General features: G+C 65.2%; 16 protein-coding genes and 1 rRNA gene. 5 read left to right on the top strand and 12 right to left on the bottom strand.

The annotated features are described in order from the left end of the window. Positions 1-82 precede the first annotated feature (82 nt). Positions 83-679, bottom strand: coding sequence for an alpha-ketoglutarate-dependent dioxygenase AlkB family protein (locus C7401_RS40905; RefSeq protein ID WP_112177753.1), 597 nt, complete (start codon positions 677-679; stop codon positions 83-85). A 94-nt stretch (positions 680-773) separates the two neighbouring features. Continuing rightward, entirely contained in the window at positions 774-1,097 is a 324-nt protein-coding gene (locus C7401_RS40900) for a hypothetical protein (RefSeq protein WP_112177752.1), read from the bottom strand. A gap of 421 nt (positions 1,098-1,518) precedes the next feature. On the opposite strand from C7401_RS40900, the gene C7401_RS40895 reads away from it, so the two are divergent. Both C7401_RS40895 and C7401_RS40890 read left to right on the top strand, forming a co-directional pair. After that, on the top strand, positions 1,519-2,676 hold the full coding sequence (locus C7401_RS40895) for a metallophosphoesterase (protein WP_112177751.1): 1,158 nt from the start codon (positions 1,519-1,521) through the stop codon (positions 2,674-2,676). Positions 2,677-2,793: 117 nt separating this feature from the next. Next, positions 2,794-3,885 (top strand): AI-2E family transporter, encoded by a 1,092-nt coding sequence (locus C7401_RS40890; protein ID WP_112177750.1) that lies wholly within the window; start codon positions 2,794-2,796, stop codon positions 3,883-3,885. Between the two features lie 30 nt (positions 3,886-3,915). Here the strand turns inward: C7401_RS40890 and C7401_RS40885 are convergent, their stop codons facing one another. From C7401_RS40885 to C7401_RS40860, 6 genes are all read right to left on the bottom strand, one after another. After that, a complete protein-coding gene (locus C7401_RS40885; protein WP_112177749.1) occupies positions 3,916-5,355 on the bottom strand; it encodes a heavy metal sensor histidine kinase in 1,440 nt (479 codons plus the stop codon). Beyond that, positions 5,352-6,041: a heavy metal response regulator transcription factor gene (locus tag C7401_RS40880; protein ID WP_112177748.1), complete on the bottom strand. Its 690-nt coding sequence runs from the start codon at positions 6,039-6,041 to the stop codon at positions 5,352-5,354. Before C7401_RS40880 ends, C7401_RS40885 begins: the two co-directional genes overlap by 4 nt. A gap of 174 nt (positions 6,042-6,215) precedes the next feature. Then, positions 6,216-7,742 (bottom strand): efflux transporter outer membrane subunit, encoded by a 1,527-nt coding sequence (locus C7401_RS40875; RefSeq protein ID WP_112177747.1) that lies wholly within the window; start codon positions 7,740-7,742, stop codon positions 6,216-6,218. Between the two features lie 2 nt (positions 7,743-7,744). Continuing rightward, complete coding sequence (locus C7401_RS40870; protein ID WP_112177791.1) at positions 7,745-8,992, bottom strand: efflux RND transporter periplasmic adaptor subunit; 1,248 nt, start codon at positions 8,990-8,992, stop codon at positions 7,745-7,747. A 19-nt stretch (positions 8,993-9,011) separates the two neighbouring features. Continuing rightward, complete coding sequence (locus tag C7401_RS40865) at positions 9,012-12,221, bottom strand: efflux RND transporter permease subunit (protein ID WP_112177746.1); 3,210 nt, start codon at positions 12,219-12,221, stop codon at positions 9,012-9,014. Between the two features lie 252 nt (positions 12,222-12,473). Then, positions 12,474-13,508, bottom strand: a complete 1,035-nt coding sequence (locus C7401_RS40860) for a LysR family transcriptional regulator (protein ID WP_112177745.1) — start codon at positions 13,506-13,508, stop codon at positions 12,474-12,476. 217 nt (positions 13,509-13,725) lie between these two features. On the opposite strand from C7401_RS40860, the gene C7401_RS40855 reads away from it, so the two are divergent. Both C7401_RS40855 and C7401_RS40850 read left to right on the top strand, forming a co-directional pair. Continuing rightward, positions 13,726-14,433: an MgtC/SapB family protein gene (locus C7401_RS40855; protein WP_112177744.1), complete on the top strand. Its 708-nt coding sequence runs from the start codon at positions 13,726-13,728 to the stop codon at positions 14,431-14,433. A 186-nt stretch (positions 14,434-14,619) separates the two neighbouring features. After that, positions 14,620-14,871 (top strand): GlsB/YeaQ/YmgE family stress response membrane protein, encoded by a 252-nt coding sequence (locus C7401_RS40850; protein WP_112177743.1) that lies wholly within the window; start codon positions 14,620-14,622, stop codon positions 14,869-14,871. Positions 14,872-14,961: 90 nt separating this feature from the next. Here C7401_RS40850 and scpC read toward each other — a convergent pair whose 3' ends face one another. From scpC to C7401_RS40835, 3 genes are all read right to left on the bottom strand, one after another. Continuing rightward, positions 14,962-16,494 (bottom strand): succinyl-CoA:acetate CoA-transferase ScpC, encoded by a 1,533-nt coding sequence (scpC, locus tag C7401_RS40845; RefSeq protein ID WP_112177742.1) that lies wholly within the window; start codon positions 16,492-16,494, stop codon positions 14,962-14,964. Between the two features lie 195 nt (positions 16,495-16,689). Beyond that, positions 16,690-16,911 (bottom strand): hypothetical protein, encoded by a 222-nt coding sequence (locus C7401_RS40840; RefSeq protein ID WP_112177741.1) that lies wholly within the window; start codon positions 16,909-16,911, stop codon positions 16,690-16,692. Between the two features lie 129 nt (positions 16,912-17,040). Beyond that, complete coding sequence (locus tag C7401_RS40835) at positions 17,041-19,254, bottom strand: FUSC family protein (RefSeq protein ID WP_112177740.1); 2,214 nt, start codon at positions 19,252-19,254, stop codon at positions 17,041-17,043. A gap of 279 nt (positions 19,255-19,533) precedes the next feature. On the opposite strand from C7401_RS40835, the gene C7401_RS40830 reads away from it, so the two are divergent. Beyond that, entirely contained in the window at positions 19,534-20,547 is a 1,014-nt protein-coding gene (locus C7401_RS40830; RefSeq protein ID WP_112177739.1) for a LysR family transcriptional regulator, read from the top strand. Positions 20,548-20,705: 158 nt separating this feature from the next. On the opposite strand, the gene rrf is transcribed toward C7401_RS40830, so the two are convergent. Further along, positions 20,706-20,793: ribosomal RNA gene (rrf, locus tag C7401_RS46310) — 5S ribosomal RNA — on the bottom strand; the annotation flags it as partial.

Below are 20,793 nucleotides of genomic sequence, written 5' to 3'. Positions count from 1 at the left end.
TTTACGCTCAAAGCCAATCCCGCAGCGCCATCAATCCGCGGAAAATCGACGATCACCCGCCCATCTCCGGCGAAAATTCACTCTATTTCCGCAATTCCGGCATCACCACGCGAAACGTGAGATTCACGCGCTCGCCACCCACGGCAGCCTCTTTAGGCACGCGGTGCCGCCATTGCGCCTGGGTCTTGCCTTGCATCACGAGCAGACTGCCGCTCGTCAGCCGGAACGAGCGCACCACGCCCGTCGCGTTATGGCGCAGGTCGAAGCGCCGCGTCGCGCCGAGGCTCAGCGAGGCGATCACCGGTTCGGGGCCCAGTTCGGGTTCATGGTCCGCATGCCAGCCCATGCTGTCCGTGCCGCTGCGGTAGCGGTTGAGCAGCACGCTGTTGAAGCGCACGCCGCATAGCGTCGAGACGGCGTCGCGCAGTTCGGCCACGGCGGGCGTCCACGGTTGCGGCACGTTGCGGATGCCCGAGTAGATATAGACCGCGCCGGGATCGCCCTGCCAGGCCGTGAGGCGCGGCTGGTCCACCCAGCCGCCGGGCGTGCGGATACGCTCCTGCCGCCAGCCGGTCTCGGCGACGATGCGCGCGAGCGCCTCGTCCGCCGCCGCGGGCCCAAGCCATGACGGATGCCACGCCACGTCGGGTTGCGGCGTGTCGTCGAAGAGATCGAACATCGCGAATGCTTCAATCGAGCGGGAAAGCAACCATCTTCGCATGGCGCGGACCGGGCCGCCGCGCCTTGCCGATATCAGCGCAAGATTGGAGGAATCAGGTTAGCAGCGCGATATAGAACACCACCGCGCCGATCAGCGCGCCGACAAAGCAAAAGCCCTCGGCGGGTTCGTCGGTGGTGCGCGAGCGCAACCACGCGCCCACTGCGCCGAACATGCCCGCAATACCGAGCGCGACGAACACCATCACGACGTCGAATAACGCGCTGCGGCCGATGTCGAGAATATCGATGTGCTTGACCGCGAAGTACAGCGCCACGGCCATGACCGAAAGTCCGACCATCGGCAGCATGACGTGGCTGCCCTCGTGCCCGACGTGACGACCATGCAAACCTTGCGAGACCGGCCGGATAATTTTCATGATTTGTCTCCCCCAGTGCACCCGAAACCGCACGGGCGTCCTTTTCAGCATAGTCCATCACCAAGGCCGATTCAATGGACGTTTAATAGAGTATTCGCGGCCTGTGTGGACATAGTGCGACGGGTCATGTCGCACTGGCAATCCAGGGAAATGCCGCAGTGCCACAACTTCGCGCCGCGCTTCACTGAAGCCCATGCATACACGCATGCATGTATGTTGACGCGACTTGCAAAAGGCATGACATGCGGCGGCGCACCATGCGCTCGTCAGCCCCGCTGCTTCGATCCGGCACGAAGTCTGCGCTGCCGGTAGAATGCATCGCAGCCTGTCCTCGCTGTCCTGCCTGCTGCGTTGCGACATCGGGCTTCACCGCAGCGCATCGTGCCCGCGTGAGAGCCCACTCCCATCCGTTTGCGCCGCCATGCCCCGACTCTCGTTTCTGGTTCGCTTCATCGCCATCGGCGTGCTGCTGCATGCCTATGTCGGTTTCCGCCTGATTCCCGACCTGCCGGTGCCTGCGGCCGGCAAGTGGCTCGCCGTGCTGTGGCTCGTGCTCTCCGTGCTGTTCATTCCGCCCGGCATGCTCGCGCGCCGCTTCGAGCGCCACTCGCTCGGCGACCGCCTCGCCTGGATCGGCATGCTCGCCATGGGCTTCTTCTCGTCGCTGCTCATGCTGACGATCGCGCGCGACATCGTGCTCGCCTCGGCCATGACCGTCGAGGCGCTATGGCATGGCGCCGTCGATCTCGCGCGCTGGCGCACCGTTAGCGCCGCCGTGGTGATCGCGCTCGCGTTCCTCTCCTCCGCATTCGGCTTCTTCAACGCGCGGCGGCGCGCGCGCGTACTCAATGTCGAAGTGCCGGTACGCGGGCTGCCCGCCGCGCTCGAAGGCTTCACCATCGTGCAGTTGAGCGATATCCACGTGGGGCCGACGATCAAGCACGGCTACGTGGACGCGATCGTGCGCGCCGTGAACCAGCTCGACGCCGACGTGGTCGCCATTACGGGCGACGTCGTGGACGGCAGCGTCGCGCATCTCGCCGACCATACCGCGCCGCTCGGCAGGCTCGCCGCGCATCACGGTGTATACCTCGTGACCGGCAACCACGAGTACTACTCGGGCGCGGACGCCTGGGTCGCCGAGTTCCGCCGCATCGGCCTGACGGTGCTGATGAACCAGCACGTCGTGATCGAGCATGGCGACGGGCGGCTCGTGCTGGCCGGCGTGACCGACTACACCGGCGGCCACTTCGATCCCGCGCACCGCAGCGACCCGGTTCAGGCGCTGCGCGGCGCGCCCGACGACGTCGGTACGCGCGTGCTGCTCGCGCACCAGCCGCGCACGGCCCACGCGGCGGCCGACGCGGGCTTCACGCTTCAGCTTTCGGGCCACACGCACGGCGGCCAGATCTTTCCGTGGAATTTCCTCGTGCGGCTACAGCAGCCGTTCACGGCCGGCCTCGAAAAGCTCGGCAGCCTGTGGGTCTATACGAGCCGCGGCACGGGTTACTGGGGCCCGCCCAAGCGCCTTGGCGCGCCCTCGGAAATCACGCGCCTGCGGCTCGTACGCGCACACTGAAGCGTTGTGCGACGGACCGCGCGGCCTTGCCGGTATGATGCGGCAAGGCCGCCGTTTGTCGTCGCGCGTTCGGCCTGCAACGATCCGCCAGCCGGCGTCACCAGGAATCCATCGCTCATGGAAGGCAACAAGCACCTTCATCAGACTGCGTTCTATCTGCTGCTGCTCGGGGTGTCGGTCGCGCTCTGCTTCATCCTCGCGCCGTTTTTCAGCACGGTGCTCTGGGGCGCGATTCTCGCCTTGATCTTTCAGCCCGTGCAGCGCCGGCTCGTCGCCCGCCTCGGGCGGCGGCGCAATCTCGCCGCGCTCATCACGCTCACGATCTGCGTGGTGATCGTGATCTTCCCGCTCACGCTCGTGGCGGGCACGCTGGTCCAGCAGGTCGCCTCGGCCTACCAGCAGGTGCGCGGCGGCAGTCTCGACATCGGCACGTACTTCAGCCAGATCGTGCATGCCCTGCCGCAGTCGATTCAAAACCTGCTCGCGCGCTACGACCTCATGGATCTCGGCGGCCTCCAGCAGCGTCTTTCGGCCGGTGCCGCGCAGATCAGCCAGTTCGTCGCCACGCGAGCGCTGAGCCTCGGGCAGAACACGTTGCAGTTCTTCGTGAGCTTTGGCGTGATGCTCTATCTGTTCTTCTTTCTCGTGCGCGACGGCCGGGAGATTTCGCGGCTCGTGCGCGACGCCATTCCGCTCGACGAGCAGCACAAGCTGCTCCTCATGCGCAAGTTCACGACGGTCATTCGGGCCACCGTGAAGGGCAATGTGGCCGTGGCGGTCGTACAGGGCGGGCTGGGCGGTATCGCGCTGTGGGTGCTCGGCATTCAGGGCGCGCTGCTGTGGGGCTTCGTGATGATGCTGCTTTCGCTGCTGCCCGCCGTGGGCGCGGCGCTCGTGTGGGCGCCGATCGCCGTGTATTTCCTCTCGACGGGCGCGCTCGCCAAGGGCATCGGTCTCGCGATTTTCGGCTCGGTGGTGATCGGCACGGTGGACAACGTGCTGCGCCCCGTGCTCGTGGGCAAGGACACGCGCCTGCCCGACTGGGTCGTGCTCATCTCCACGCTCGGCGGCATCTCGCTCCTCGGCATCAACGGCTTCGTGATCGGGCCGCTCGTCGCGGCGCTCTTCATCAGCTGCTGGGACCTGCTGCGGCGCGACCAGCACATGGTCGAGAACGAGAGCACGCCCGCCGAGGACGAGCCCGTCTAATAGAAGAGGCCGCGCAAGCGCGGCCCTCAATCAAGGCGAGACATGCAGCGGCAAGCCGGCGCGGCCCTGCCGCACGATGCCGGGAACAGGGGCCGCCTGCGTTTCGCCGCCGTCCACGGCCACCGAAAACCCAAACGTGTTGACGCCGTTCGCGCTGCGCACGAACACCGTGCCGCCGTGCATCTCCGCCACGGCCTTGACGATCGAAAGCCCGAGCCCGTGATTCTCGTGGCTGTTCGAGCGCGCCTCCTGAATGCGGTAGAAGCGGTCGAAGATATGCTCGCGCACCACCGGGTCGAGCGGTTCGCCGGGGTTCGACACGGCGATCTCCACGTGACCGTCCTGCGGCGCGACAGTGGCGCAAAGCGTCGCGCCCGGCGGCGAATGCTGGATCGCGTTGACGAACAGGTTGCTCACGGCGCGGCCGATCAGCGAGGTGTTCACCCACGCGCGCGCATCGCCCTGCACCTGCACATGCAACTGCGCTTCTTCCAGCGGCATTTCGAGGAAATCGAGCATGCGCTCGATCTCGGCGCGCAACGAGACTTCCGTGAGCTCCGAAGCGCGCTCGCCGCGATCGCTGCGCGAGAGGAACAGCATGTCGTTCACGATCACGCGCAATCGTTCGAATTCCTCAAGATTCGATTGCAGGGTTTGCTGCAACTGCTCCACCGCGCGGTCGCGCGTGAGCGCCACCTGGGTCTGGCCGATCAGGATGCTCACCGGCGTGCGCAACTCGTGGGCCACGTCGGCATTGAACGATTCGAGGCGCTCGTAGGCCTTGTCGAGGCGCTCCAGCGCGCCGTTGAACGACGTCGCAAGCTCGTGCAGTTCCTCGGGCAGTTCGTCGGTATGCAGACGCTGCCGCCGGTTCGACGGGCTCAGTTGCGCGGCCTCGCGCGACAGGCGCGTGAGCGGCGCCAGGCCGAAGCGCGTGACCGCGCGGCTCAGCAGTGCGACCGCAACGGTGGAAAGCGCAATCAGCACGCCGAGCGCGATGCCGAAGCGCCTTAGCATGCCTTCGGTGCGCACGCAGTCGCTGCCGACCACCAGCTTCACCTGGGGCCGGTCGCCGCTCGCGGGAACGATGAACGTCGTGGTGATGATGTCGTAGCTACAGTCGGGCGGGCGCACGAGCAGATGGTTCGGGCCCACATTGCCGGTCACTTTGCCGACGATGGGCGTGCCGAAGCGAAAGCGCGGGTCCGGACCTTCGACGTAATAGTGCATGCGGCTGTCCGCAGGCGAGAGGTCGCGCAGCTTTTCCTGCACGAAGGCCCACTTCTGCACATCGGGTGCGTGCGCAACGATCAGGCTCGCAATGCGCGCACGCGTGTCGAGCGTTTCGCGCAACTCGTTGAAAAGCTGGCGCTGCATCAGGAAGAAAAGGCCCGCGCCCGTGAGCGTGAACACGACGAGCGACACCGCTGCGAACATCGCCGAAAGCCGCAGCGAGATCGAGCGCTTCATGACAGCTGGCCCCCTTCCTCGCGCACTTCGAGCACGTAGCCCATGCCGCGAATGGTGTGCAGCAGCTTCGCCGCGTGCGGACCGTCAAGCTTCGCGCGTAGCCGTTTGATGGCCGTTTCCACCACGTTCGCGTTGCTTTCGAAATTCACGTCCCACACGAGCTCGGTGATGAGCGTCTTCGAGAGAATCTCGCCGCGCCGCCGCGCGAGCACGGAGAGCAGTTGAAACTCCTTCGCCGTGAGGTCGAGGCGCACGCCGTCGCGCGTCGCGCGGCGGCTGATGAGATCCACCTGCAAATCGCCCACCGAGATCAAGGTGGATTCCTGCGTGCGGGCGCGGCGCGTGAGCGCGCGCAAGCGCTCGACGAGTTCGAGAAACGAGAACGGTTTGGTCAGATAGTCGTCCGCGCCGTCGCGCAAGCCATGCACGCGGTCGTCCACGCGGTCGCGCGCCGTGAGCATGATGACCGGCGTTTCCTTCTTCGCGCGCAATGCGCGCAATACGCCGAAGCCGTCGAGCTTGGGCAGCATCACGTCGAGCACGATCACGTCGAAATCGTACTCGGTGGCCATCCACGCGCCTTCCTCGCCATCCATGGCGACATCCACGATCCACCCTTGTTCCGTGAGCCCGCTGCGCAGGTAGTCCACGACTTTGCGTTCGTCTTCGATAACCAATACTTTCATACCCGCCCTCCTCTTCGCGCGATGCCTTGCGGGTCCGCCCGGCGCGTTGAACCCCGCACCTTGCACCGGCCGCCCGCCGCGGCTCGTGACCGCATGTGCGCGCTTTTATACGCCCTGGTAACGGGCTCGCTCAAGCCCTTTTATGTGTCCCTGCTCCATTCCCCGCCCTGCCGGCTAGCTCCGGCCTGCCGCCACGCTTGTGTCCGCACCCGCGTTCGGCACTTCGCGGCACGTGCCCGCGCTACAGGCAAGCTCGCGCTCTTGCGTGCTCCAGCCGCCGCCCAGCGCCTTCGCGAGATACACCACGGTGGCGACCTGCTGCCCGTGAATCTGCACTTCCTGGCGCTCGCTGGCAAGCAGTTGCTGTTCCGCGTTGAGCACATCGATGAACGCCACGAGGCCGCCCTGATAGCGGTCGTTGGCGAGATCGAAGGACTTGCGTGCGTCGTCCACGGCGGACTGCCCCTCGGTCGATGCACGGTCCAGCACCGACAGGCCCGTTACCGCATTTTGCACCTCCTGGAACGCCGTGAGCACGGTTTGACGATACGAGGCCTGGGCCGACTCGTAGCCGGCCTGCGCAAAGTCCACCCCCGCCGCGCGCTTGCCGCCGTCGAACAGCACTTCGCCGGCCGTCGCGCCCACCGACCACATCAGGCTCGGCACTGAAAAAAGGCCGCCGAAGCGCGTCGATTCCCAGCCGAGCGTGGGCGAAAGCGTGATGTCCGGGAAGTACGCGGAGCGCGCCACGCCGATCTGCGCGTTGGCGGCGGCCATGGCGCGCTCGGCTGAAGCCACATCGGGCCGCCGCTGTAGCAACTCGCTAGGCAGACCCGCCGGCAGCGCGGGCACCGGCAGCGACGTGACTTTCGGCTCGATCGCGAACTCGGGCGCGGGCTTGCCGATCAGCACGGCAATGGCGTTCTGCTCCTGCTGGCGCTGATTCTCCAGCAGATGCACCTGCGTTTTCGTCGCGGCGAGTTGCGCCTTTTGCTGAAGCAGTTCGAGCCCGGAGACCGCGCCGAGATCGTGCTGTGCGCTCACGAAATCGAGCGCCTTTTGCTGCAAGCCCGCCGAGCGGTTCACCACGTCGATCTCGTCGTCGAGTTCGCGCAAGGCGAAGTAGTCGGTCGCGAGTTCGGCCGTGAGCACGAGGCGCGCGTTGGCGAGGTCGTCACCCGCCTGTTCCGTTGAGGCCTGCGCCGATTCCACCATGCGCCGGATGCGCCCGAACAGGTCCAGCTCGTAGCTGATGGTTGCGCCGACATTGACCTCGTTCTGCACGGTCGAGACGTTGGGCGTCGCGTAGTTCGTGAGCGGACGGTTCGCGGAAATGCGCTCGCGCGCGACGCCTGCGTCGAGCCCGACCTGCGGGCTCTGCTGCGAGGACACCGAAGCCAGCGTCGCGCGCGCCTGCGCGTAATGCGCCGCTGCCACGCGCAATGTCTGGTTGCCGGCGAGCGCCGCGCTCTCCAGGCTGCTGAGTTGCGCGTCGTCGAACGCCTGCCACCATTGCGGATCGAGCGGCGCATGCGAGGGCTGCGCCGCATGCCAGTATGAATCGGCGGGATCGACGCGCCACGCGGCCGGGCTTTCGGTTTGCGGCGCCCGGTAATCGGGGCCGACCGTGCACGCGGCCAGGCCAAGCGCACCGAGCGCCGTGAAATACGCGAGCGGCCGCCCTTGCCGGGTTCTTCGCATGCTCACGTCGCGCTCCGCTTCGCGGCCTCGCGCGCCGCTTCGGTCTTGTTCGGCGCGACCACCACGACGCTGTCGCCATCGGCGATCGAATCGCTCGGGTTCAGCACGACGCGATCGCCCGGCTCCAGCCCGCGGCTGATTTCGAGCGTCTGCCCGAGGTCCTGCGCGATCTCAACAGGCTTGAGCTGGATCTTGCCGTCCGCGTCCACGACGGCGAGGCGCGGGCCTTCCGCGCGAAACAGCAAGGTGTTGCCCGGCACCGTCAAGAGGCCCTTCGAATCGGTCTGCAACGCCGCTTGCACGTAGGCGCCCGGCAGCAGCTTGCCGTCATGATTGGGCAGCGAGATTTCAACTTGTAGCGTGCGCGTGGCCACGTCGATGGCCTGCGCCGTGCGCGTGACGGTGCCGTCGAAGGTCACGCCAGGCAACTCCTGCTCGGTCACGCTCACGTGCTGGCCCACCGCCACCTGTTGCGCGTAGGTTTGCGGCACGTCGATATAAAGGCGCAGCGGGTCCGACTGTGCGATCGAAAAGAGCGCCCGGCCCGCGCCACCGTTGCCCGCGTTCACGAGGTCGCCGATATCGACGTTGCGCTGCGTGATGATGCCCGTGATCGGCGCGACGATGCGCTGGAACGACTTCGTCTCCGTGAGACGGCGCACGTTCGCCTCGGCCGCCGCGAGGTTCGCCTGGTCCGTATTGAACGCGCCCTGGCGGTCGTCGAGTTCCTGCTGCGAGACCGCGTCGCGCTGGCGCAACTGCTGCGCGCGATCGAACGAGGTCTTCGCGAGCGAGAGCGTCGAAGCGGCCTGATCGCGCTGCGCCTGCGCCTGCGCGAGTTCCTGGTCGATCTCGGGCGTATCAATCTCCGCGAGCAGTTGGCCCTGCTGCACGTGCGCGCCGATATCGGCGTACCAGCGCCGCACGTAGCCGTTCGCGCGCGAGTAGATCGGCGCCTGGACATAGCCGCGCAGCGTGCCCGGCAGGACGATGCGGCCGTCCGCGCCCGCCGCCACCGGTTGCACGACGCTCACGTACTGCTGCGCGTTCTGCTTCGTGACGTCGGCGAGATGGTGGGCGTTCATGAGGTTCGACACGATCGTGCGCGTGGCGCCGGCCGCCAGCAGCAGCGCAACCACGATCACGGCGAGGCGCGCGCGCTTGCCCGCCTGGCCGCGCGCCGGCAGGTCCATGCCCTGCTCGCCGCCCACGGCGATGTCGAGCGACGAATGGTGGTGAGGTTCGTTCATGTCTTCGGCCATTTTTGACTTAACGGGTGTCGCGCGAGGCGCCGCGCCGCCGCGCCGCACGTTCTCGCTTCGCGGCGGCGCGGTGGGCGAGCCGCGTATGCACGGTCGCGAACATCAGGGGTACGAACAATAGCGTGGAGACGGTCGCAAACAGCAGCCCGCCGATCACCGCGCGCCCAAGCGGCGCGTTCTGCTCGGCCCCTTCGCCGAGGCCCAGCGCCATCGGCACCATGCCGATCATCATGGCGAACGCCGTCATCAGCACGGGACGGATGCGCGTGGCGCCCGCTTCGAGCGCGGCGGCGAGCGGCGTCGCGCCATCGGAGAGCCGCTGGCGTGCGAACGACACCACCAGAATACTGTTCGCGGTCGCGACACCCACGGTCATGATCGCGCCCGTGAGCGCGGGCACGCTCAGGTGCGTGCCGGTGATGAACAGCATCCACGCAATGCCCGCGAGCGCCGCCGGCAACGCGCTGATGATGATGAGCGGATCGGCCCACGACTGGAAGTTCACGACGATCAGCAAATACACGAGCACCACCGCCATCGCAATGCCCACGCCGAGACCCACATACGACGAGCGCATCGTGCCGATCTGCCCGCGCATGGTAATGGTCGTGCCGCGCGGCGCGTGCGCCTGCACGTGCCGGATGATGTCGTTGATGTTCACGCCCACGGAGCCGAGATCGCTGCCTTCCACGCTCACGAGCAGATCGATCACGGGGCGGATGTTGTAGTGCGTGACGATGGCCGGGCCGCCGTGCGGCTTGAGCTGCACGAGGTTGCTCACGAGTTGCAGCGGCGCGTTCGGGTTCGCGCTGCGCGCCGAAACGGGCGTGCCCATCAGCTCGTTCATGGAGGCTTCGCGGTACTGCGGCGTTTGCACGGCGAGCGGATACTCCACGCCGTTTTGCGGGCTCACCCAGAACGCGGGCGAAGTCTGCGTGCTGCCCGAAAGCGCGATCAGCACGTCCTGCGCGACGTTCTGCGGGCTCAGGTTCAACTGCTGCATGCGCGTGCGGTCCATGGCGAGCATCAGCGCGGGTTCGTCGTTGCGCTGCTCGATATGGGCGTCGACGGCGCCCGGCAGTTGCCGCACCTGCTTGAGCAGCGTGCTCGCGAGCGCCATGTCCTGGCCAAGGTTGGCGCCCACCACCTGCACGTCGATCGCCGCGGGCTGACCGAAGTTGAGGATCTGCGTGATGATGTCGGCGGGCTGGAAGAAGAACTCCACACCCGGAAAGCGCTGCGGCAGCAGCGCGCGCAACTTCTCTATATAGACGCGCGAGGGGTCATGGTCGGGCTTCAGTGCAATCTGGATCTCGCCGTCCAGCGTGCCTATCGTGCCCGCGTTGCTGTACGAGAGATTAATGCCGCTATACGGCAACCCAAGGTTATCGACGATCGTTTCGAGCTGGTCGGGCGGCACGACCTCGCGAATCACCTGTTCGACCTGGTCGGCGAGGCGCGCGGTTTCCTCGATGCGAAAGCCCGTTGGGCCTCGCATATGCAGCCGGATATTGCCCGCGTCGACGGACGGGAAAAAGTCGCGGCCAAGGAAGAACACGAGGCCGAGCGAAAGCAGGCAGAAGGCGAGAAACGAACCGCCGAACAACCTGCGGCGCGAGAGCAGCAGGCTCAGCAGTGCGATGTAGTTGGCGCGCACGCGCTCGAATGCATGATTGAAGCGCCAATGGATGCGCGCGAACAGCGAGCCCTCGCTGCGCTGCGCATGCGCCGAAGGATCGTGGCCCTCGAACAGCAGCATCGCGAGCGTGGGCACCAGCGTGCGCGAGAGGATGTACGACGCGATCATCGCGAAGACCACCGCTTCCGCAAGCGGCACGAACAGGAAGCGCGCCACGCCCGTGAGGAAGAACATCGGCACGAACACAATGCAGATGCACAGCGTCGAGACGAGCGCGGGCACCGCGATCTCGCCCGCGCCTTCGAGGATGCCCTCGTGCAACCCCGCGCCCAGGTGGAGGTGCCGCTCGATGTTCTCGATCGTGACCGTTGCGTCGTCAACGAGTATGCCGACCGCGAGCGCGAGGCCGCCGAGCGTCATGATGTTGATGGTCTCCCCGAGCGCGTAGAGCGCGATGATCGAGGCGAGAATCGACAGCGGAATCGACACGGCGATGATGAGCGTGCTGCGCCAGTTGCCGAGAAAGAGCAGGATCATCGCCGCCGTGAGCGCGGCGGCAATGAGCGCTTCGCGCACCACGCCCTGCACCGCGGCCGAGACGAACACCGACTGGTCGAACAGCGGCTTGATGACGAGGTCGGCGGGCAGCGTGTCGCGCGCCTTCGGCAACAGCGACTTGAGCGCGCCCACCACTTGCAGCGTGGAGGCGTCGCCGCTCTTGAGAATCGACATCAGCACGCCGCGCTGCCCGTCCTGGCGCACCACATTGGTTTGCGGCGTGAAGCCGTCACGCACGTGCGCGACGTCGCCGAGATAAGTGGTCGCGCCGTTCACCGTTTGCACGGGAATGCGGTTCAGGCCCGCGAGCGTGTCGGGCGACGCGTTGGTGTCCACGCGGTATTCGGTCTGGCCGAGCTTGGCCGTGCCCGTGGGCAGGATGAGGTTTTGCGCGTTGACAGCGCTGACGATGTCGGCGGGCGTGAGGCCCCTGGAAATGAGCGCGCGCGTGTCGAGATCCACGGAGATCACGCGCGTCTTGCCGCCGTATGGGTAAGGCACCTGGGCGCCAGGAATCGTGATGAGCTGCGGGCGCAGGAAGTTCATCGCGACGTCGGCGAGCGCCTGCTCGCTCATCGACTTGCTGGAGAGGCCGAGCTGGATCACCGGAATGCTCGACGCCGAATAGCTGATCACGAGCGGCGGCGTAGCGCCGGGCGGCATCTGCTTGAGTTGCGCCTGTTCCGATGCAACCGCCTGGGCAATGGCCGTTTGCAGGCTCGCACCCGGTTGCAGGAACAGCTTGATGATGGCGATGCCGGGCAGTGACTGCGACTCGATGTGCTCGATATTGCTGACCGTGGTGGTGAGGCTGCGCTCGTTGACCGAGGTGATGCGGTCGGCCATGTCTTTCGCGGAAAAGCCCGTGTACGACCAGATGATGCTGATGACCGGAATATTGATGTTCGGCAGCACGTCGGTGGCCATCGACATGAGCACGAAGGGCGTGGCCAGCACGATCATGATGGCCATCACGATGAACGTGTATGGCCGTTTCAGCGCGAGATTGACAATCCACATGTCAGCGTTTCGGGCAGCTCAGGCGAGGGTTGGAACGGGGCGCTTTCATCCAGCGAGTGCCGCATCATAGGCAATGGCGGTGGCAGGTCGCTGGCGCCAATATGGCGAAATTGACAGGCAACGTGCGAGGCGCGCAAAAGCGCGGAGGGATCGCTGTTGCAGCGGCGCGAAGCGGCGCCCGGGAAGTGGCGGATATGCGATTGCGCCTGCCGCTTGCCGTGCGTGTGCCTCGCAGTTACCTCTTTAACTGCTTCAATTCACAAGCCGCAAACGCTCCTGATCGCGCAAGTCGCGGCCGTTGCCGCGTCCCTCATAAACGCGTGCCCCGTGTGCGTCCGCATGCGGGTGTAGCGGCGCATCGCACGTGGCGAGCGCGGTTTCCTGCTCGGCGAGCACGAGCGGCACTTTCTCGCGCAGGAACTCGACGAAGGTGCGAATCTTCGCGTCCAGATAGCGGCGCGAAGCGTATAGCGCGTAGATATTGAGCTTCTGCAAGCGATGCGTGGGCAGCACGCGCACGAGGGTGCCGTCGGCGAGGCCGGGCAGCGCCACCGGCACCGGCAGCGGGCCGATGCCCATGCCTTCGCGTATGGCGAGCGCGAGCGCTTCGGGGTTGTTCACCTGGAAGGGCGTCACGCCCGTATGCCGGAAGGTCTCGCCGAGCGGGCCTTCGGAAACCCACTGGCCGGCGGGCAGGCTCGCGTCGGTCAGGTGCAGGCAGGTATGCGACTCCAGATCGTCGAAGGCCTGCGGCACGCCACGCGCGCGCAGGTAATCGGGCGACGCGCAAAGAATGGCGGCGGTGCTGCCCAGGTGCTGAGAAATTAGCGCGGAGTCCTCAAGATCGGCGGCCACCACCACCGCCACGTCGAAGCCCTCCTCGATGATGTCCGGCATCTGCTGGGCGATGGTGAGGTCGACCGAGACCTCCGGCAAATGCTGCTGATAACGCGCGATCAGCGGCATCACATAGTGCTGTCCGAAGCTCGTGCCGCCATACACGCGCAGCTTGCCCGACGGGTTGGCGTGCGCGGCGGCGGCTTCGGCCTCCGCCTGCTCGATGTCGGCGAGGATACGCTTGCAGCTTTGAAAGTAACGCTCGCCGGCCTCGGTCAGCGACATGCGCCGCGTGGTCCGGTTCAGGAGCCGCGTGCGCAGCCGCGACTCCAGGTCGGTGACCGCGCGCGAGACCTGCGCGGTCGTCATCGTTTCGCTCGTCGCGGCGCGCGTGAAGCTGCCGGACTCCACCACCCGCACGAAGACCCGCATATTGCGCAGCGTATCCATCAGAAACTCCTGTTCATTCGCCCTGCCTTTCCCATCTCCACACGAATGGAACCAGTTTCGCGCACGAGCCGTGGCCTGATGCTGACCTGAACATGGCAGCGCCGACAGCTTGGCGAGCCGCCGCGTCCCGCGTATGATCCACGGCGCCCCCGGCGCATCCGCTACGCCTTGCGCGCGAGCACGTAGCCCCGCCGGCACGTGCTTTCATGACAAAACGATGACTCTCGAATTCGCCCTGCGCCTTCTCGCGGCGTTCGCCTGCGGCGTCGCCATTGGACTCGAACGCCAGATGCGCCAGCGCACGGCGGGTCTGCGCACCATCACGCTCGTGGCGAGCGGCGCGTGCCTGTTCGTCACGCTCGGCGCATTGACCGGCAACGGGTCGAGCGGCGTCACGCAAATCGCGGCTTATGTGGTTTCCGGCGTGGGCTTTCTGGGCGGCGGCGTCATCATGCGCGACAAGGGCTCGATTCAGGGCATCAATACCGCCGCGACGCTTTGGTGCTCCGCAGCCGTGGGCGTGCTGTGCGGCGCAGGCCATTACGGCCCGGCGCTGGCCGGCACCGTCGTCGTGCTGCTCACGAACACGGTGTTGCGCGAGGTGAGCCGCATCATCAACGCGACGCCCGTTTCGAATGCGGATCTCGTGCGTGCCTATGTCCTCACGGTCGTCTGCCGCGAAGAAGACGAAGTGCATATCCGCACCGTGCTTTCGAATTCAATGTACTCCACGCCGCTTTCATTTCAGAGCCTGACGAGCGAGGACATGCCCGGCGATGCACAGCGCCTGCGCGTGACGGCGACGATGCGGCTGCATCCGAAATACCAGTCGAAGCTCGAACTCATGGCGAGCCGCCTGAGCATGGAAAAAGGCGTTTCCAGCGTGAGCTGGACGGCCGCCGAACCCGAAATCGCGCCTGAATAAGACTTCGGTCTTGCATCGGCCCGCATTCCTTACGAATGCATTTCTAATGTATTGCGTTTTTTAAAACTATTCCCGCCAGTTTTGAAGAACTGTCAATTCTGGCCGCGTTTCGTGGACGCCCTTTCGCCCTTGGACTAAGCTCCATTCACCGTGATTCGTTCACGCCAACAAGGGGAGTCTATTCATATGGAACACGGCATCATTGCCTGGCTCATCATCGGCGCAATCGCAGGCTGGCTCGCCGGCGTCCTCGTCAAGGGCGGCGGCTTCGGTTTGTTCGTCGATATCATCGTCGGCATTGTCGGCGCGTTCATCGGCGGCTGGCTGGCCGGTCTGCTCGGCATTCATATTGGCGCGGGCATGATCAGTTCGATCATTACCGCGATCATCGGCGCGGTCATTCTGCTCTTTATCATCCGGCTGTTCAAAAGAGCTTAGCGAATTCGCAGCGGTAATAAAAAACGGGAGCACCTTTGCGGGTGCTCCCGTTTTCTTTTGGACACGGCCCAGTTGCCTGGGCTTCACGTCTTATGCGTTGACGGCAAGGCCGCCTTCGCCGGTTGCGTCGAGCAGCATCGAGCCCGTTTCGTTGTAGCGCAGATGCATTTCGTACGCGCGAGCGAGATTGTGCGGCGTCTGGCCGCCGATCTTCAGCGCGTCGCGGTAATAGTCGCGCAGCAGGTCGCGATAGAGCGGATGCGCGCAGTTCTCGACGATCAGCGTGGCGCGCTCGCGCGGCGCCAGGCCGCGCAGGTCGGCAAGACCCTGCTCGGTCACGATCACGTCCACGTCGTGCTCGTTGTGATCGACGTGCGGCACCATCGGCACGATGCTCGAAATACGGCCGTCCTTGGCGATGGCCTTGGTCGCGAAGATCGCGCACGATGCATTGCGCGCGAAGTCGCCCGAGCCGCCAATGCCGTTCATCATGTGCGTGCCGCCCACGTGCGTGGAGTTCACGTTGCCGTAGATGTCGACTTCGAGCGCCGTGTTCAGCGCGATCAGACCGAGACGGCGGATCACTTCCGGATGGTTGCTCACTTCCTGCGGACGCAGCACGAGCTTGTCGCGATAGCGGTCGAGTTCGGCGAGCACCTGGGCCTGGCGCGGCGCGGAGAGCGTCATCGACGCGCCCGAGGCGAACACCATCTTGCCCGAATCGATGAGGTCGAAGGTCGAGTCCTGCAACACTTCGGAGTACATCGTAAGCGCTTCGAACGGCGAATCTACGAAGCCCGAAAGCACCGCGTTCGCGATCGTGCCGATGCCGGCCTGAAGCGGCGGCAGTTGCGCGCTCATGCGGCCGTGCTTCACTTCATGGCGCAGGAAGTCGATGAGGTGGCCGGCAATGCGCGCGGTTTCCTCGTCGGCGGGCAGTACGGTCGAGGGGCTGTCCGCTTCGTTCGTGATGACGATCGCGGCAATCTTCTCGGGCGGGATTTCGATCGCGGTCGTGCCCACGCGGTCTTGCGGGCGCACGATCGGCAGCGGATCGCGATGCGGGCGGCGGCCCGGAATCCACACGTCGTGCAGGCCTTCGAGCGCGAGCGGCTGCGCGAGGTTGATCTCGACGATCACCTTTTCCGCGAGAATCGCGAAGCTTGCCGAATTGCCGACCGAAGTCGTGGGCACGATCGCGCCGGTTTCGGTAATCGCCGCGGCCTCGATGATCGCGAGGTCGAGCTTGCCGAGCAGGTTCGCGCGCAGCATCTCCACGGTCTCGGAGAGGTGCTGGTCGACGAACATCACTTCGCCACGGTTAATGGCCTTGCGCAGCGTCGAGTCCACCTGGAACGGCAGACGGCGTTCGAGCACGCCCGCTTCGGTCAGCACGCGGTCGACGTCGTGACCGAGCGAAGCGCCCGTCATCAGCGTGATACGCAGCGGCTCCTTCTCTTCACGCGCACGGCGTGCGAGTTCGATCGGCACAGCCTTCGTGTCGCCGGCGCGGGTGAAACCGCTCGCGCCGACACGCATGCCATTGCGCACGAGTTGGGCCGCCTCGGCAGCCGAAGTAATTTTCCCGCGCAAGGCGGCACAACGGATACGGTCTTCGTACATCAAAGTCTCCACAAACTCTCTGATCGCCTGGTGCCCATTTTCAGGTCTTGCATCGGCGGCCGTGCACTGCGAGTTTCACAAAACACTGTTGCAACGTTTTTAGAAGCCACAATGCGCAAAACCGCGGCGCCCTGGTGAAGGCGTCGCGGCACATGATTTCAGCGAGGGCCTGCACATGGCTGGCTGCTCTGGATCTCAGCTACCGAAATAAATATTGCAGAAGCTGGCCGGGCCGACGCATTCATCCTTCTTTGCCGGCTTGACGATTTCGCGATGGGCGGGCGCTTGTGCGGCTTGCGTGGCAGCCGATTGCGCGACCTGCTGAGGAACGCTCGCTGCCGGTGCTTCGTTCTGTGCATAAGCAGCGGCGGCGGCAAACAGCGAACAGGCAACAACAGCGATCTTCACGGACTTCATTTTACTCTCCAGTGCTAACGGGTACTGCGAAGCAGTGATGTGACTATATGACTCGGGGTCGAAATGATTAAGAAGGCGGGGTGGAAGGCATATTTCCAGACTGCGGCAAGATCGCGCAGCCCCGCTTTTTCATTGAGTTTTCAACGATCTTTCGGTCGCGCGGCGGCCGCGGCGAGCCAGCGGGCCGAGCGGGGCGTCGCGATCGAGCAGCGCGCTGCGAATAAAGTGCAGATGGCTCAGGAGCCGTTGCACGTCGTGGCGCCTTTCGCGCTCGTGATGCACCGCTGCGAGCGCTTCCTGGGCGATCCAGGTCGCGGCGCGCACGGACACCAGCGCACGATCGAGCAATGCCCCATCCGGGTGCTCGAAAAGGCCTGCAATGTCCTCTTGCACGCGTTCGAGGGCCGACGGCCAGCGCGCGTCGCGAGCGCCCAGCCAGGCCGCCGCTTGCGCCTCGTTGCGCAGGTCGACGACGGCGTGCCCCACTTCGAGCGTGACGAGCATCCAGCGCAGCGCCCGGCGGTGCGCATGGCGGCGGCCGTTGAGCAACAGCCGCAACTGGTGCATCAGGTCGTGCGTGCCGGACTGGAAGCGCTGCCCGAGGCCCTCGAGTTCGCCATGGCAGGCCAGCACGACCTGCCCGCGCAGCGAAACGCACATGCGCTCGACGAGCCAGTTCATATGCGGCGGAAACACGACCGCGAAGGCCAGCGAGGCGACCACCATCGCGGTGACGACGGCGATGCCGTTGTTGATCAGCAGGTCCGGCGTGTAGGCGATCACGTTGTCAGGGCCGGCCAGCAGACAGAAGAACACCGAGAATCCGACCCCGTAGCCCCCTATGCGCGGGCGCGTGGCGAGAAAGGCACCCATGGCGAGCACCGGAGCGAGCGCCGCGCAAAGCAGCGGGAAGCCATCGACGTTCGGATAGACGTAGCAGGTGAAGAGGTAGCCCGTGACGGCGGCAAACGCCGCGCCGACGGCCATCTGCACGGCCATGCGCGACGCGCTCGGCGCCGACGACGTGAGCGCGCACGTGAGCGCCGCGGCGATCATGGCGAGGCCGCCGCTCGGCCAGTCGGTCTCGACCCAGAACCAGCCGATCGCGGCGATCACCACGGCCGTGCGCAGGAAGGTGAACGCCACCACATACCAGCTCGTACGCGGCACGTAGCGCGCGACGCGCGGCTCCTGCGTGAGCCTCGGCTCCGTCAACGAAGCCCAGGTGCGGCTGTAGCGCACGATCTCGGTCGTGAAGCGGTAGATGAGTTCGGCGGACGTATCGAAGTCCGGCAGCGCCTCCGGCAGCGCGCTTTCGAGCGGCCGACGCGTCTCGCGCACGTGGCGCGGCAAGGTGTGCTGGAACGCTTCGAGGCCGCCGGCAAGCCGCAACGCGTAGGTTCGATCGCTTTCGTTCTGGCGCGGCTGCTGCGCAAGCAGCGTTGCAAGCTCGCTGAAATATGGCGCGAGCGGGGCGATCGCCGCGTCGCTCCAGTGCAGTCGTTTGAGCAGTTGGCGCAGCGCGTGCAGACGGGCACACGCGTCCATGAACTCGGAGTTCAGACGCGAAAGCACGCCGCTGCGCGAGCGCATGGTCGGATCTTCGAAAAACGAGAAAGCGCGGGTTGCCTCGAAACCGACCACGTCGTCGACGAGGCCCGCAAATCGGCCTTCGAATGCGCCTCTTTCAAGCCTTCCGGCCAACACAGCAGACGCGAACGAAGTAAAATTAAGATAACGTGTGCGCAAGGTGCGGTCCAGCACCGAGCCCGACTGCCGGGGCACGATCACCGCGCTGACCATGCCCGAGCAGAGGATGCCCACCGCCACTTCGGCGCCGCGCCCCAGCGCAGCGAGAAAGAGGCCGTTGGGCTGCATGACGAGCGGAATACCGATCAGCGCTGCCGTGTAGCCGGCCAACACGTAACCGTACCAGCGAAAATGCCGATTCCTCATGGCAGCGGCCGTACATGCGGCCACCCATACCGTCATTCCGAGTATGTAGAGTTCGGGTTGCTGGATGAACACGGCTCCCAGCACCACCGCCGCGATCATGCCGACGGCGGTGCCAACGATGCGATAGAAGCTCTTTGCGAACACCATGCCGGAGAGCGGCTGCATCAGCACGAACACAGTCGTCATCGCAATGCGCGGCTGCGGCAGGTCCAGCAGCATCGCAATGCCCATTGCAAGCAAGCCGGCCGTGACCGTTTTCAGCAGATGCAGCCAGATCGCACCGTCGCTGCCCTGCCAGTCGTGCAACGCCCGCCTTGCGGCGCGCCAGATGACTTCGGCGCGTCGACGCGAGTCGATCGCTCGATGTATGGCTGGCTGGCGGCTCATGGAAAACGACTACGCTCGGGCTGTTACGAAGAATGTCGCCTGCTTTCGCAGGGATTGCGCAACTCTGTTGCATGGGGCCAAAGCCGGTGCCGTGGACCCGATTCGGCGTCAAGCGCTGAGCCGGATCGACACACCAACTGAGGTCGACTGCTGCCGATTGTAGGAGCGTCACTGGAGCGAATTAACGGGACGGGCGGGGAACCTCCGTTCCAGATCACTCAACAATGACGCGCCCGCCGAGGCGGACAATATCGTTTCTGTGCCTAAGAAGAAGGTCTGATGGATACGTTACAAAACATGCGGGTGTTCGTTCGCGTCGTGGAAGCGGGCAGTTTCACGGCCGCGGCTCAGTCGCTGGACTCGACTACGGGGGCGATGTCGCGCGCGGTGTCGGAACTCGAAGCGCATTTGCGCACCCGCCTGCTCAACCGCTCGACGCGCCGGCTCGCGCTCACGCCCGCGGGCGAGCGGTATCTGAAGCGCTGCTCGCAGATTCTTGCGGACGTCGACAGCGCGGAAGAAGAAGCGAGCTGCGCACACGAACGCCCGGCGGGCGCGCTGCGTATGCACAGCTTCGCGAGCATTGGTCAGCAGTATGTGCTGCCGGCGATTTCGCGCTATCGCGCGCTGCATCCCGAAGTGACTGTCGAGCTGACGCTCTCACAGCGCATGCCGGATCTCTTCGAAGGCAGCAGCGATGTTTCCGTCGTCACGGCGTCTTCGCTGCCGAACTCGGACCTCGTTTCGCACCAGCTTGGCTCGACTTACAGCATCCTGTGCGCGTCGCCGGGTTATGTGCATACGCACGGCGCGCCGCGCACGCCCTCCGATCTCTCGCATCACGACTGCCTGATCCTCAAGTCGCCCGCGGTTCCGGCACACGAATGGACGCTCGAGGGGCCCGAGGGCAGCGTCGAGATGCACGTGGACGGACCGGTGCAGGTGAATATCGCGGAATCGCTCGCGGTGGCGATTCGTGAAGGCATGGGGATCGGCATGCTGCCGGTCTACTCGGCGATCGAAGGCCTGCGCAACGGCACGCTCGTACGCGTGTTGCCCCAGCACAAACTCCAGAAGACGAACGTGTACGCGCTTTATCCATCGCGCAAGTTCGTCGATGCCAAGACCAAGACGTGGGTGGAGTTTATGCGGGCGCATCTTCCGCAAGTGATCGAACGCGACCTGGCGCTGCTCGAAGAACTGACGCAGGAACAACTCGCGGAAGAGACCGAGAATGGGGCTTTGGGAAAGGACGCTTCAGTTGCCGCCCCGGCTCAGAAAACGGCGCTTTGATGCGCGAATCCCGATGCTGATAAAGCAAGAAAGCCGTCCATAGGACGGCTTTTTTATATCGCGCGGTGCCTTGCTCGCACACGCATTTCAGACCCGTAAACGCCAGAACCCCGGCTCTCTTTCGGAGACACCGGGGTTCTGGACTTGCTGCATAAGGAGCCTGACGATTACCTACTTTCACACGGGCAATCCGCACTATCATCGGCGTGGAGTTGTTTCACGGTCCTGTTCGGGATGGGAAGGGGT

Source organism: Paraburkholderia unamae (assembly GCF_003268775.1).
In the GTDB taxonomy this organism is placed as follows: domain Bacteria; phylum Pseudomonadota; class Gammaproteobacteria; order Burkholderiales; family Burkholderiaceae; genus Paraburkholderia; species Paraburkholderia unamae.
This window is presented reverse-complemented; position numbering and strand designations above follow the sequence as displayed.